This window comes from Methylobacterium sp. P5_C11 (assembly GCF_054049775.1).
In genome coordinates, this window is record NZ_JBFULS010000025.1 from 22,547 (window position 1) to 35,626 (window position 13,080).

Below are 13,080 nucleotides of genomic sequence, written 5' to 3' on the forward strand. Positions count from 1 at the left end.
GTGTACGGATTGCATCCGCGACGACCGGCGCGCCGGCCCGTCGCCGCCGGGACCCGTGAGTGATCGACAGCCCCATGTCACACGCCGCCGCTTCCACCACCGATCTCGATTTCGATCTCGACGGCGACACGCTCCGGGAGGAGTGCGGCGTCTTCGGCATCTTCGGCCATCCGGAGGCCTCCGCCATCGTGGCTTTGGGCCTGCACGCCCTGCAGCACCGGGGCCAGGAGGCGGCCGGCATCGTCTCCTTCGACGGGTCGGTTTTCCACTCAGAGCGGCGCCCCGGTCTCGTGGGCGATTCCTTCTCGGACGGCGACACCATCGCGCGCCTCAAGGGCCGAGCCGCCATTGGGCACGTGCGCTACTCGACCACCGGCGGCACGATCCTGCGCAACGTGCAGCCGCTCTTCGCCGAACTCGCCAGCGGCGGCCTCGCGGTCGCCCACAACGGCAACCTGACCAACGCCCTGTCGATCCGCCGCGACCTCGTCCGCGACGGCGCGATCACGCAGTCGACCTCCGACACCGAGGTGATCCTGCACCTCGCGGCCCGCTCCCGGAAGCCGCGGATCATCGAACGCTTCATCGACGCCCTGCAGGCGATCCAGGGCGCCTACGCGATCGTGGCGCTCACCAACAAGAAGCTGATCGGCGCCCGCGACCCGCTGGGCATCCGCCCGCTGGTGCTGGGCGAACTCGACGGCCGCTACATGCTGGCCTCCGAGACCTGCGCGCTCGACATCATCGGCGCCCGCTTCGTCCGCGACATCGAGAACGGCGAGATCGTGGTGATCTCCGAGGAGGGGGTCGAGTCGATCCGCTTCGCCGACGCGGTGCCGATGCGGCCCTGTATCTTCGAGTACATCTACTTCGCCCGGCCGGATTCGGTGGTGAACGGCAAGAGCGTCTACGCGGTGCGCAAGGCGATCGGCCGGGAGCTGGCCCGCGAAGCCTCCGTCGCGGCCGACATCGTCGTGCCGGTGCCGGATTCCGGCGTGCCGGCGGCTTTGGGCTTCTCGCAGGAGACCGGGATCCCGTTCGAGATGGGGATCATCCGCAACCACTATGTCGGGCGAACCTTCATCCAGCCGACCCAGTCGGTCCGCGAGCTCGGCGTGCGGATGAAGCACTCGGCCAACCGGGCGGCGATCGAGGGCAAGAGCATCGTCCTCGTCGACGACAGCCTCGTGCGCGGCACCACCTCGGTGAAGATCGTCCGGATGATGCGCGAGGCCGGCGCCGCGGAGGTGCATTTCCGCATCGCCTCGCCGCCGATTACCTATCCGGACTTCTATGGGATCGACACGCCCGAGCGGGAGAAGCTCCTCGCCGCGACCCACGACCTCGAGGCGATGCGCAAGTATATCGGCGCGGATTCGCTCGCCTTCCTGTCGATCCCCGGCCTCTACCGGGCGATGGGCGAGGAGGCCCGGGACTCCGCCTGCCCGCAATACACCGACCATTGCTTCACGGGCGACTACCCGACCGGCCTGACCGACCTGTCCATCGCCGGCCCGAAGCGCTTCGCCATGCTGGCCGAGGCGGATTGACGGATCTGCGGAATCCGTGCGCGGACGGGCATCCCCCGCCGGCGGAAATGCGCTAGGTCCACGCCATGGCTCAGTCTCAGAAACCCCTGGAAGGCCGCGTCGCGGTCGTCACCGGCGCGTCCCGCGGCATCGGGCGCGCCGCCGCCCTGGCGCTTGCCGAAGCGGGCGCGCACGTGATCGCGGTGGCGCGCACGGTCGGCGCCCTGGAGGAGCTGGACGACGCCGTGCAGGCGGCCGGCTCCAGCGCCACCCTGGTGCCCTTCGACCTCGCCGATTACGACGCCATCGACCGCCTCGGCGCGGCGATCAACGCGCGCTGGAAGCGGCTCGACATCCTGATCGCCAATGCCGGCATCCTCGGCGCGCTCATGCCGATCGGCCACATCACCCCGAAGATCTGGGGACAGGTGATGGACGTGAACGTCACCGCCAACTGGCGCCTGATCCGCTCGCTCGACCCGCTGCTGCGCATGTCGGATGCCGGGCGGGCGATCTTCGTCTCGTCGGGGGCGGCCTCGAAGTGCCGGCCCTATTGGGGTCCCTATTCGGTCTCCAAGGCGGCCCTGGAGGCGCTGGTGCGGACCTACGCGGCCGAGAACGAGACCACGGCCATCAAGGCCATGCTGCTCAACCCGGGACCCCTGCGCACCGGCATGCGCCGCTCGGCCATGCCCGGCGAGGATCCCGAGACGCTTCGGACGCCCGAGGAGCTCGCGCCCCATTTCGTGCGGCTCGCATCGCCCGACTGGTCCGAGACCGGCAAGCTCTACGATTTCCCCACCGACCGGGTGCTGAGCTTCCGCGCGCCCGAGTAAAGGGGGCCGGGGCCTGCGGCCCCGGCGGGTCGCGGGCGGAGCCTGCAGGGTTGAGGGTTCACGATGATCGACGTCCGCTGCATCTGTGCGATCGGCCTGCGGGGCCAGCTCGGCCTGAACGGCCAACTGCCCTGGGAGGGCAACACCGATCCGCTGTTCGTGGAGGACGTGACGCGCTTCTTCGCGCTGACCATGGGCCACGTGCTGATCGCCGGGCCGAAGACCGTGGCCTCGGTGCCCGAATTCGCCTTCAGGGACCGCACCATCGACGTGATCCGCAGCCATGAGGATCCCGAACAGGTGCTCAAGCGCTATCCGGGCCGGCGGATCTTCGTGGGCGGCGGCATCGCGGTGTGGAACGTCTACGCCCGGTACATTCAGAACTGGGACATCACGCGCCTGCCCTACGACGGCGAGGCCGACCGCTGGTTCGACCCCGCGTGGCTGGTGGGCGGTCCGCTGCGGGCGGCCTGAGCGGCCGTCAACGGGAACGGGGACGCATCCCCCTCCCGGTTCGGGACGAAATCAGGCTATGGTTTTGACCGGGCGGCCGGCGCATCGCAGGACGGCGCCGCCTGGGGGGACGAGGCCTTGGGGAGCGCGCAACGCGAAGCGGATCTCGCGCGGCTGATCGCGGGTGTCGCCCGTGGCGAGCGCGCCGCACTCCAGGCGCTCTACGAGGCGACCGCCCCGAAACTTCTCGGGATCATCCTTCGTATCCTGAAGGACCGAGCCGCCGCCGAGGACACGCTGCAGGAGGTGTTCGTGCGCATCTGGCAGCGGGCCGGCAGCTACGATCCCCTGGCCGGCCCACCTCTCGTCTGGCTCGTCGCGATCGCGCGCCACCGGGCGATCGACCGCCTGCGACAGGACAGGTCCGCACGCCTGACGCAAGCCGAGGACGGCTGGTTCGAGCGGCTGGCCGACACGAGCGACGGGGAGGCCGATCTCGCCCGCCGCGATGCCCTGGCCCAGTGCCTCGATCAGGTCGCCATGCCCCAGCGCGATTGCCTCGTCCTCGCCTATTGTGAGGGCTGGTCTCGCGAGGAACTCGCTGCGCGTTTTGATCGGCCCGTGAACACGATCAAGACCTGGCTCCGCCGGGGCCTGCTCAGCCTTCGCACCTGCCTGGAGACCCCATGAGCGGATCCGGCATCCCGCCCGACTGGCAGGACGATCCCGACGGCGCGGCGGGCGAGTACGTCCTCGGCACGCTGCCGCCGGACGAACGCGCCGCCTTCGCGGTGGCGCTGGAGGCGCGTGCCGACCTGCGCCGCGCGGTCGCGGCCTGGGACGCGCGGCTCGCACCCCTCGCCGCCACGATCCCGGCTGTCGCCCCCGATCCCGCGCTCTGGACAGCCATCGAAGCCCGGATCCGACCTGCTGCCGGGGCGGCCTCCGCCGATGCCGCCGGCGACCGGGTCGTCCGTCTGGAGCGCAGGGTCCGGCGCTGGCGGACGACTGCCGCGGCCGCCACGGCCCTCGCGGCGGGCCTCGCGCTCTGGATTGCCGCCGGGGGCACCGCGGCGCTCCGTGAGCCGCACGACTATCTGGCCGTCGTCGACCGGGGCGGGACGCTCCCGGCCCTGATCGTGCGCGTCGATCTGCGGGCGGGCGTCGTGCAGGTCCGCAGCCTCGCGGCCGAGACGCCGCCCGAGCGGAGCCTCGAACTCTGGTACATCGACGCGGGGGCCGCCCCGCAATCCCTCGGCCTCGTCCCGGGCGGGACGGCGCGCCTGCCGATCCCGGCAGCCCTGCGCACCCGCACCGAGACCGCGACCTTCGCGGTCACGGTCGAGCCGAAGGGTGGGGCGCCGGATGGAAAGCCGACCGGCCCGGCCATCTATTCGGGCCGGCTGATCCGCGATTGAGCGGCGATGCAGAAACGCAGACGCCCCCTCCGGCTGGACCGGAGAGGGCGGTAGGCCTCATGGGGCGGCGGATGGGCCGCCCCGGATCGCGTCAGGGCAGCAGCACGCCGTTGATCACGTGAATCACGCCGTTCGACTGCATGACGTTGGCGGTCGTCACCAGCGCGGTGTTGCCCTTGGCGTCGGTGACCATGACCTTCTTGCCCTTGGTCGTGACCGTGAGCGGCTCGCCCTGCACGGTCTTCAGCTCGGCCTGGCCGCCGCCCTGACGGGCCGCCGCCATCAGGTCCTTGGCCGTGTAGACGCCCGGCACCACGTGATAGGTCAGGATGCCGGTCAGCTGCGCCTTGTTCTGCGGCTGGACCAGCGTCTCGACCGTCCCCGGCGGCAGCTTGGCGAAGGCGGCGTTCGTCGGCGCGAACACCGTGAAGGGACCGGGACCCGACAGGGTGTCGACGAGGCCGGCGGCCTTCACGGCGGCCACCAGGGTGGTGTGATCCTTCGAGTTGACCGCGTTCTCGACGATAGTCTTGCTCGCGTACATCGGCGCGCCGCCCACCATCGGGTTCTTGGCGAGGGCGGGGCTCGCCGCAGCGGCGGCGAGACCGAGGCCGAGGGCGAGACGACGAAGCGTTCTGGACATGTTGGCTCCCGTACAGAGCGCCCGAATGGGCGTCGCAGGCCTCTACGAGGATTGTGGGCCGGGAAGTTTCAGCGTCCGTGAGGAATCCCAGGCCGGAGGCGGGATCATCCGGGGCGATCCCGGTTTCGGACCGGCGCGTGCAGCCTCGGCCGCGACCCGTCGAAACCCCGTGCGCGGTCCCTATGTCGTACCGATCAGTGCCCGGAGAGCAGGATGAGCGCCCACAGCTACCGCTTCGGCATCGAGGAGGAGTATTTCCTCGCCGATGCCGAGACCCGCGGCACGCCGCGCGGCGACCTCGCCGCCTTCCATGCCCGCGTGGAGGCCGAATTGCCCGAGACCGGGCGCGAGCTGGTCGCCGCGCAGGTCGAGGTCTGCACGCCGCCCCTCACCGACGCCCAGGCGGCCCGGTCGAATCTCGGCGACCAGCGGACGCGGCTCGCCGGGATCGCCGCGGAACACGGCCTGCGCCTCCTGGCCTGCGGCACCCATCCCCTGGCGCGCTGGGCGCGCCAGATCGCCACCGACGGCGAACGCTACCAGGGTATCCTGTCGGATGTCGGCATCGCGGCCCGGCGGGCGCTGATCTGCGGCATGCACGTCCATGTCGAGGTGCCGGACCCGGAGGCCCGCATCGACCTGATGAACCGGCTGCTGCCGTTCCAGCCGCTGCTGCTCGCTCTCTCCGCCTCCTCGCCGTTCTGGCAGGGCGAGACGACCGGCCTCCGCGCCTACCGGCTCAGCGTCTTCGGCGAGCTGCCGCGGACCGGCCTGCCGGAGATCTTTTCCGACGCCGCCGCGCATGCCCGGTTCGTCGCCATCATGACCCGCTCGGGCGCCATCGCCGACGCGAGCTTCCTGTGGTGGTCCCTGCGGCCGTCGATCAAGTTTCCGACCCTGGAGCTGCGGATCGCCGACGCCTGCACGCGGCTCGACGATTCGCTGTGCATCGCCGCCCTGTTCCGCTGCCTCGTGCGCCTGTGCATCCGCCGCTCCGATCTTCATGCCGGCCTCGACGGCGTCTCGCGCGCCCTGGCCTCGGAGAACCTGTGGCGCGCCCAGCACGGCGGCGTGCAGGCCGCGCTGATCGACGAGGCGCGGGGCGAGGCCGTGCCGTTCCCCGAGGCGCTGGAAGCGGTCCTGGCCCTCGTGGCGGAGGACGCGGATGACCTCGGCTGCGCGGCCGACGTGGCCCGTGCCCGGGCGATCGTCGCCGAGGGGACCAGCGCGGACGGGCAGATCGGCGCCTACGAGGCGGCGCTGGCGGACGGGCAGGACGAGCGCGCCGCATTGTCGGCGGCAGTGGACTGGATCGCCGATGCGGCCCGCTGAGGACGCTTGCGGAACGTCTGGTCAAAGACCCGCGTCGTCATCACGAGCGTAGCGAAGTGACCCAGGGTGGCGCGACCACGAACGGCGTGGCGCGACACTGGGTTGCTTCGCTCCGCTCGCAAAGACGGCGCGGTTCGCCCGGAGGTCGGATCAGCCCTTGTCGAACGGGTTCTGCGAGGTCCGCAAGGACAGGCGGATCGGCGTGCCCGGCAGCTCGAACGCCTCGCGCAGGCCGTTCACGAGGTAGCGCGTGTAGGATTTCGGCAGGGCGTTGAGCTGGTTGCCGAACAGCGCGAAATGCGGCGGCCGGCTCTTCACCTGCGTGGCGTAGCGGATCTTGATCCGCCGGCCCGACACCGCCGGGGGCGGGTTGCGGGAGGTCGCCTCGTTCAGCCAGTCGTTGATGCGCGAGGTCGAGATGCGCCGATCCCAGACCTCGGCGGCCTGCACCACCGCCTGCATCAGCTTGTCGACGCCGTCGCCGGCGAGGCCGGAGAGCGGCACCACCGCGACGCCGCGCACCTGCGGCAGCAGCCGGGTGCAATCCTCGCGGAGCTGCTTCAGCAGGCCGGGCTGGTCGGCGACGAGGTCCCATTTGTTGAGGCCGATCACCAGGGCGCGGCCCTCGCTCTCGACGAGGTCAACGATGGTGAGGTCCTGCTTCTCGAACGGGATCGTCGCGTCGAGGAGCACCACCACCACCTCGGCGAAGCGCACGGCGCGCAGCCCGTCCGAGACCGCGAGCTTCTCCAGCTTGTCGTCGATCCGGGCGCGGCGGCGCATGCCGGCGGTGTCGTGGAGCTTGATGCGGCGCCCGCGCCACTCCCAGTCCAGGGAGATCGAGTCGCGGGTGATGCCGGCCTCGGGGCCGACGAGCAGACGGTCCTCGCCGAGCATGCGGTTGATCAGCGTCGACTTGCCGGCATTCGGGCGGCCCACGATGGCGACCTTGAGGGAGCGGCCGCCGGGGGCGTCCTCGTCCTCCTCCTCGTCGTCGTCGCGCTGGGGCAGGACGCCCTTGAGCGCCTCGTGCAGCTCGCCGAGGCCCTCGCCATGCTCGGCGGAGAACGGGATCGGGTCGCCGAGCCCGAGGGTGAAGGCCTCGTAGGCCCCGGCGAGTCCGGTGCCGCCCTCGGCCTTGTTGGCGATCAGGATAACCGGGCAGCCGGATCGCCGCACCAGCTCGGCGAAGGGCTGGTCGGCCGGCAGCACGCCGGCGCGGGCGTCGATCACGAACAGCACCACGTCGGCGGCGAGGATCGCCGCCTCGGTCTGCATCCGCATCCGGCCGGTGAGGGTGGCGGCGTCCGACTCTTCCAGTCCGGCGGTGTCGATCACCCGGAACTGGAGGCCGCCGAACGCCACGTCGCCCTCGCGCCGGTCGCGGGTGACGCCCGGGCGGTCGTCGACCAGCGCTAGCTTCTTGCCCACGAGGCGGTTGAACAGGGTCGACTTGCCGACGTTCGGCCTCCCGACGATCGCGACGGTCGGCATATCCATGGTGGTTCTCGAGCAGTCCGAACGGAAATCAGCGTGTGATCGGCGGGGGCGGTGCAGCGGGCTCGGGCTTGGCCTCGGTCACCGTCACGGGACCGCCGGCGACGATCGCCGCGTAGACCTCGATGCGCTCGCGCAGGTTCCGCGGCGTGTCGGGATCGGCCACGATCTGGTCGAACCAGCGCCCGGCATCCTCGTAATCGCCCTTCTTGAGGGCGGCGAGGCCCAGCATCTCACGGGCGGTGTGGCGGAACGGCGTCCCGGCGGCCAGACCCTGGAGGTTGGCCAGGGCGGGGTCGGGGTTCGGCCCGTCGAGGCGCAGCAGCGCGGCGCGCAGGCGCGCGAGGTCGCGCAGGCCGTCGCCGAGGCCGGTATCGTCGGCGAGCTTGTCGAACTCGGCAGCCCCCGCCGCCGCATCGCGCTTGCTGGTCTCGGCCGCGGCCCGAAACCGGGAAAGGAGGCGGTAGCCGGCCGGACCCTGCGCCTCCAGGGCCTCGAACGCCTTGTCGGCCTCCGCGACCTTGCCGTCCTTGGCGAGGCGGTTGGCGTCGTCGAACTGCACCGAGGCGGCCTCGGCGGCGACGCGCTGCTGGTTCTGCCAGTAGCGCCAGCCCGCCACGCCCGCCACCGCGAGCACGGCGAGCGCGATGATCACGCCGCTGTAGCGCTTCCAGATCTGGATGATCCGGTCGCGGCGGTAATCCTCGTCGACCTCGCGAAGGAACTCGTTGTTCTCGGCCATTCTATCCCGGCCCGCATGATTTCAGCGGACCACCTCGTACCTCGATCGGGCTCCGCGCCTAACACACGGGCGCGGGGTTGGCGACTGGCAGTCTTTCAGGCGGCGCCGGGCCAGACCGGCACGCCGATCACCGGATAGTGCAGGTAGCGGGCGAAGACGAACCATGCGACCGTCCCGATCGCCACCGCGAGGATGTCGTTGCGCCAGCCCTGCGGGGCCGCCACCGGGCCGCCGTGCTGGGCGGCAACCGCGCCCGGGGCGAGGGCTCGGCGCTTGGCGCTGATCCGGGCCACCACCGCCCAGGCGAGGAAGCCGCCGAACAGCAGCATCGAGCCGAGGTCGCCGTTGGCCAGGAGATGCGCCGTCGCCCAGATCTTCACGGCGAGCAGCATCGGGTGCTTCGCCCGGGTGCGGATGTGTCCCGGCAGGTAGGCGGCGGCGAGGCAGATGAAGGCCGGCCACACGAGGAGAAGCGCGAGGTGGCGCGTCCAGACGGGCGGATCCCAGACCGGGATGTAGCCGGCGAGCCGGTAATCGTGGAATCCGACGCCGACCAGCACCAGCCCGAGGAGCGACAGCGCGGTGTAGCCGAGCTTGAATCGGCCCTCGCCGATCCGGCCGACGAGTGCGGCGCGGCGCGTGCGGGCCATCGAGAAGGCGTGCGTGCCGAGGAACAGCACGAGGCCGAGAATCAGGAGAACCATGGATGACTTTCAGTCGGGCCGCGCGCGGCCGGTCGGCGGCAAGCACTCTGTAATGGTTCTCAAGCGAATCTCCGCGCGTTTGTCCAGGCGCGGCCGGGACGCAGCCGGATGGCGACCATGGGCTCAGCGGACGGGATCGCTGCGATGGGACGGGGCATCCGTGCCCTCGGCCTCGGGACGACCGGCCGGAGGCGTCCGCGTGTCGACCCTCTCCCCCGGCTGCGCGGGGGATTCTCCCCCGCGAAGGGGCCAGGGCTGGCGGCGCGCTCGGCCTCTGCGGCCCTGCTTCTTCTCCTCCCGCTCCCCGCCGCGGCCGCCCCCGAGCCGCCGCTCTCGGCCCTGACGCTGGTCGGGCCGCCCGCGCTCGTCTTCAAGGCGGGCCGCGACGCCTGCGACGGGGCCGACGTGCCCGACGCCCCGGCCCGCGCCTTCCGCGACGCCACGGGCGCGGTGGCGCTCTACGGGATGCATTACCGCAACCGGGCGCTGCGCGGCCCCGATCTCGGCCACCTCAAGCTCGACTGCACGATCGTGCTCGACTCGGGCGAGAAGTCCGACCCGGCGGCCTACGACGACCGCTCCTGGATCACCGCCACCTGGACGGAGGACGGGACCCGGGTCGCCGCCCTGCTCCATCACGAGTACCAGGCCAACGAGCATCCCGGCCGCTGCCCGGCCGGGCAGTACATGGCCTGCTGGTACAACACGATCACGGCGGCGGCCTCGACGGATGGCGGGCACAGCTTCCGGCGGCAGAGCCCGCCCGTGGTGGTCGCCGGGGCGCCGTTCCGGCAGGAGGTCGACCAGGGCCGGCACCGGGGCTTCTTCAACCCGTCGAACATCGTGGCCGACGGGAGATGGCGGTACTTCCTCGCCTCGACCACGGGCTGGACCAGGCCGGGCAGCGATCAGGAGGCCGGCCTCTGCCTGTTCCGCAGCGACGATCCGGCCGATCCGACCCGCTGGCGGGCCTGGACGGACACCGGCTTCACCGCCGCCTTTCCGGATCCGTACCGCGCCGCCCGCCCGAACGCCGCCACCTGCCGGCCCGTCGGACCGTTCCCGGGGCCGGTCGGGGCCGTGGTGCGCCACCGCGGGTCGGGCGCCTGGATCGCGGTATTCATGGCCAAGGCGGGGGAGGGCTTCGCCCAATCCGGCTTCTACTGGACGACCTCCCGCGACCTGATCACCTGGGACAGCCCGCGCCTGCTCCTCGCGGGCGCCACCCTCTACGACGATCCCTGCGGGGCGGCGGCGCCGCTCATCGCCTATCCGGCACTGCTGGACCCGGACGCGCAGGGCCGCAATTTCGACGATGTCGGGGACCGGGCGCTCCTCACCTACGCGAGCCTGCGCACGGAGGGCTGCACGGTCACGTCCGACCGGGACCTGCTGCGCCGCCCGGTGGCGATCCGGGTCTGGCCCTGATCGCCCTTGACCGGGGCGTGCCCGACGCGCGACTCACGGTTCGGCCACGACGAGGTTCGCATGGACGCGCAAGCCGATCCCCAACCGACTCACGATGCCGCGGCGCTGCGCGCGCAGTTCGGCCCGGTCGGGCCGCTCGCCGCCCGCAAGGTGCTCGACCATCTCGACGCGTACGGCCGCCGGTTCATCGCGCTCTCGCCGTTCCTCGTCCTGGCGAGCGCGGATTCAGACGGCAACGTCGATGCCAGCCCCCGGGGCGACGCGCCGGGCTTCGTCGCCGTGCACGATCCCCAGACCCTGGTGATCCCGGACAGGCGCGGCAACAACCGGATCGACTCGTTCCTCAACCTGATGGAGAGCCCCGGTATCGGGCTGATCTTCCTCGTGCCGGGGATCGACGAGACCCTGCGGGTGAATGGCACCGCCGCGATGACGCAGGACCCCGCGCTGCTCGAACCGTTGCGCGCGCAGGGCAAGGTGCCCGCTGCGGGTCTCGTCGTGCGGGTGCGGGAGGCGTTCTTCCATTGCGGCAAGGCCTTGATCCGCTCCCGCCTCTGGGATCCGGCGGCTCATGTCGAGCGTGGCACCTTCCCCAGCCTGGGCCGGATCCTCTCCGACCAGACCGCCGCCGTCGACGTGGCGGAGGCGGAGGCCTCCATCGCGGACGCCTACCGGACGCGGCTCTACTGACCGAGCCGGCCGAGCGCCACGACGTACGGCGCACCGACCGCGGAGGGCGCCGGCTGGCTGATCCGCTGGCAGAGCACGGTGCCGAGGGTCACGCTCAGCATCAGGGCGGTCGCCGAGAGGAAGACCGTCGTCGCCCGGGCATAGGCATGCCCGACATGGATCAGCAGGCAGCCGAAGGCGAAGATCGCGAAGGCCTGGAGCAGGTGCTGCACGGGCGACGTCCTCTCTGCCGGCGGACGCGCGGTCCGGGCCAGCCGGGTTCGCAGGGATCGTCGGCGAACGGCGTGAAAACCCGGTTAACGTCGGGTATAGAGTGGCTTGGACTGGCCGGGCCAGGAGAGGATCCCCCATGCAGCGATCGAGGGTTCCGGACGAGACGGAGGATCGCGCGGTCGGCGCCGGGCCGATCCCGCCGCGCGACACTGCCCTCCTGGGGGCGGGCGCCGTCGGCGCCGGGACGATCGGGGCCTCGGCCCTCGGTGCCCTGGCGCTCGGGGCGGCGGCCCTCGGCGTGGTGGCGGTCGGCGCCTTCGCGATCGGCCGTCTCTCGGTGGGCCGCGCCCGCATCGGCGCCCTGGAGGTCGGGTCGCTGGAAATCGACACGCTCACGGTCCGCGCGCTGCGGATGCCGGACCGCGACCGCGGTTGAAGCATGGGGCCACCGGCTGGAGCTGCGTGAAACGCGAGGATTGGGCACGATGACCGATCGGAGACCGCCTTTCCGGCCCGCCGACGCGGTGGATGTCCTCGGCGAGGTCGAGGGCGATTTCGTCCTGCCGCTCTGCCTGCCGCAGCCCGACCTGCTGATCGGCGAGGATCTCGCCATGCTGGTGCTCGACACGATCAACGGCCAGCGGATCGGCCTGCCCCTCAGCCCGCAGGGCGCGGCCGATCTCCACGCGGTCCTGGGCGAGGCGCTGCGGCTGCTGCAGGCGCGGGACCGGGGTCCGGTCCAGTAGACGGGGCGGCCCGCGCCCGGATCCGGCGTTGGGAAAGGCTTCGTTGAGGCGGCGGGGGTAGACAGGTCTCTGACCCTCCCCCGTGGCGGCCGATGCGCGCTCCGTTGCTCCTCCTGCTCCTGTCCTGCGCCACCCCCGCGCAGGCGCGGCCCGCGACCTTCCTGGCCGTGCATGCCCTCGGCATGGCGTCCCTTCCGCCGGTCCCGTCGGTCGCCCCGCCGCCCTCCGACACGCGGGCGCGCTTCCTCCCGCTCATCGCCCGGGAGGCGGCCGGCACCGGACTGCCGCTCGCGGTGGCCGATGCCGTCGCGCGGATCGAGAGCGACTACGATCCCACCGTGGTGGGAAGCGTCGGCGAGGTCGGACTGATGCAGGTCCGGCCGGCCACCGCGACGATGCTCGGCTTCCGCGGCACCGTCGCCGAGCTGGCGGCGCCGGAGATCAATGTCCGCTACGGCGTGCGTTACCTCGCCGAGGCCTGGCGCCGGGCCGACGGCGACCTCTGCCGCGCCCTGATGAAATACCGGGCGGGACACGGGTCGGAGGCAATGTCGCCGCTCTCGCAGCTCTACTGCGCCCGTGCCCAGGCGATCCTCGCCGATCCCGAAGGCCGGCTCACGCGGACGAGTGCCCACGCGCCATCCCCGATCCGTATCGCGGGCCGGGAGGGGAACCCGGGACATCATAGTTCCATGGCCGCAAGTCCGGCGACGCCCCTGACCTTCTGGGAGGCGCACCGGGCGCGGATCGCCCGGCTCAACGCGTCCGTGGTCGCACGCTGGCGCGCCCGCGGCTGGTCGGCCGCTCCGGCCCCCGGCAATCCCTCCGCCGACCAGGCGGGCGGGTAAG

General features: G+C 71.9%; 16 protein-coding genes. 11 read left to right on the plus strand and 5 right to left on the minus strand.

Features of this window, described 5'->3' with window-relative positions:
- The first annotated feature begins 74 nt into the window (after nucleotides 1–74).
- The 5 genes from purF (at nucleotide 75) to ACXJKQ_RS15075 (ending at nucleotide 4,236) form a co-directional block, all read left to right on the plus strand.
- On the plus strand, nucleotides 75–1,550 hold the full coding sequence (gene purF / locus ACXJKQ_RS15055) for an amidophosphoribosyltransferase (RefSeq protein ID WP_457106536.1): 1,476 nt from the start codon (nucleotides 75–77) through the stop codon (nucleotides 1,548–1,550).
- Nucleotides 1,551–1,615: 65 nt separating this feature from the next.
- Nucleotides 1,616–2,365 (plus strand): SDR family NAD(P)-dependent oxidoreductase, encoded by a 750-nt coding sequence (locus ACXJKQ_RS15060; protein WP_457106537.1) that lies wholly within the window; start codon nucleotides 1,616–1,618, stop codon nucleotides 2,363–2,365.
- Nucleotides 2,366–2,428: 63 nt separating this feature from the next.
- Nucleotides 2,429–2,839: a dihydrofolate reductase gene (locus ACXJKQ_RS15065; RefSeq protein WP_457106538.1), complete on the plus strand. Its 411-nt coding sequence runs from the start codon at nucleotides 2,429–2,431 to the stop codon at nucleotides 2,837–2,839.
- Nucleotides 2,840–2,956: 117 nt separating this feature from the next.
- Nucleotides 2,957–3,508: a sigma-70 family RNA polymerase sigma factor gene (locus ACXJKQ_RS15070; protein ID WP_457106539.1), complete on the plus strand. Its 552-nt coding sequence runs from the start codon at nucleotides 2,957–2,959 to the stop codon at nucleotides 3,506–3,508.
- Nucleotides 3,505–4,236: an anti-sigma factor gene (locus ACXJKQ_RS15075; RefSeq protein WP_457106540.1), complete on the plus strand. Its 732-nt coding sequence runs from the start codon at nucleotides 3,505–3,507 to the stop codon at nucleotides 4,234–4,236. Before ACXJKQ_RS15070 ends, ACXJKQ_RS15075 begins: the two co-directional genes overlap by 4 nt.
- Before the next feature lie 91 nt (nucleotides 4,237–4,327).
- On the opposite strand, the gene ACXJKQ_RS15080 is transcribed toward ACXJKQ_RS15075, so the two are convergent.
- Nucleotides 4,328–4,879, minus strand: a complete 552-nt coding sequence (locus ACXJKQ_RS15080) for a fasciclin domain-containing protein (protein ID WP_457106541.1) — start codon at nucleotides 4,877–4,879, stop codon at nucleotides 4,328–4,330.
- Between the two features lie 213 nt (nucleotides 4,880–5,092).
- Here ACXJKQ_RS15080 and ACXJKQ_RS15085 point away from each other — a divergent pair, with 213 nt between their 5' ends.
- Nucleotides 5,093–6,211, plus strand: a complete 1,119-nt coding sequence (locus tag ACXJKQ_RS15085; RefSeq protein ID WP_457106542.1) for a carboxylate-amine ligase — start codon at nucleotides 5,093–5,095, stop codon at nucleotides 6,209–6,211.
- A gap of 150 nt (nucleotides 6,212–6,361) precedes the next feature.
- On the opposite strand, the gene der is transcribed toward ACXJKQ_RS15085, so the two are convergent.
- From der to ACXJKQ_RS15100, 3 genes are all read right to left on the minus strand, one after another.
- The gene (gene der / locus ACXJKQ_RS15090) at nucleotides 6,362–7,711 is read right to left on the minus strand and encodes a ribosome biogenesis GTPase Der (RefSeq protein ID WP_457106543.1); all 1,350 of its coding nucleotides are present in this window, start codon (nucleotides 7,709–7,711) and stop codon (nucleotides 6,362–6,364) included.
- Between the two features lie 28 nt (nucleotides 7,712–7,739).
- Nucleotides 7,740–8,450, minus strand: a complete 711-nt coding sequence (locus tag ACXJKQ_RS15095; protein WP_457106544.1) for a tetratricopeptide repeat protein — start codon at nucleotides 8,448–8,450, stop codon at nucleotides 7,740–7,742.
- A gap of 95 nt (nucleotides 8,451–8,545) precedes the next feature.
- On the minus strand, nucleotides 8,546–9,154 hold the full coding sequence (locus ACXJKQ_RS15100; protein ID WP_457106545.1) for an NnrU family protein: 609 nt from the start codon (nucleotides 9,152–9,154) through the stop codon (nucleotides 8,546–8,548).
- A gap of 117 nt (nucleotides 9,155–9,271) precedes the next feature.
- On the opposite strand from ACXJKQ_RS15100, the gene ACXJKQ_RS15105 reads away from it, so the two are divergent.
- Both ACXJKQ_RS15105 and ACXJKQ_RS15110 read left to right on the plus strand, forming a co-directional pair.
- Entirely contained in the window at nucleotides 9,272–10,582 is a 1,311-nt protein-coding gene (locus tag ACXJKQ_RS15105) for a hypothetical protein (protein WP_457106546.1), read from the plus strand.
- Nucleotides 10,583–10,642: 60 nt separating this feature from the next.
- The gene (locus ACXJKQ_RS15110) at nucleotides 10,643–11,272 is read left to right on the plus strand and encodes a pyridoxamine 5'-phosphate oxidase family protein (RefSeq protein WP_457106547.1); all 630 of its coding nucleotides are present in this window, start codon (nucleotides 10,643–10,645) and stop codon (nucleotides 11,270–11,272) included.
- On the opposite strand, the gene ACXJKQ_RS15115 is transcribed toward ACXJKQ_RS15110, so the two are convergent.
- Nucleotides 11,266–11,484: a hypothetical protein gene (locus tag ACXJKQ_RS15115; RefSeq protein ID WP_457106548.1), complete on the minus strand. Its 219-nt coding sequence runs from the start codon at nucleotides 11,482–11,484 to the stop codon at nucleotides 11,266–11,268. The two genes, ACXJKQ_RS15110 and ACXJKQ_RS15115, sit on opposite strands and share 7 nt — an antisense overlap.
- Before the next feature lie 137 nt (nucleotides 11,485–11,621).
- On the opposite strand from ACXJKQ_RS15115, the gene ACXJKQ_RS15120 reads away from it, so the two are divergent.
- The 3 genes from ACXJKQ_RS15120 (at nucleotide 11,622) to ACXJKQ_RS15130 (ending at nucleotide 13,079) form a co-directional block, all read left to right on the plus strand.
- Entirely contained in the window at nucleotides 11,622–11,921 is a 300-nt protein-coding gene (locus ACXJKQ_RS15120) for a hypothetical protein (RefSeq protein WP_457106549.1), read from the plus strand.
- A gap of 49 nt (nucleotides 11,922–11,970) precedes the next feature.
- The gene (locus ACXJKQ_RS15125; protein ID WP_457106550.1) at nucleotides 11,971–12,231 is read left to right on the plus strand and encodes a hypothetical protein; all 261 of its coding nucleotides are present in this window, start codon (nucleotides 11,971–11,973) and stop codon (nucleotides 12,229–12,231) included.
- Between the two features lie 92 nt (nucleotides 12,232–12,323).
- Nucleotides 12,324–13,079, plus strand: a complete 756-nt coding sequence (locus ACXJKQ_RS15130) for a lytic transglycosylase domain-containing protein (protein WP_457106551.1) — start codon at nucleotides 12,324–12,326, stop codon at nucleotides 13,077–13,079.
- The last annotated feature ends 1 nt before the right edge of the window (nucleotide 13,080 follow it).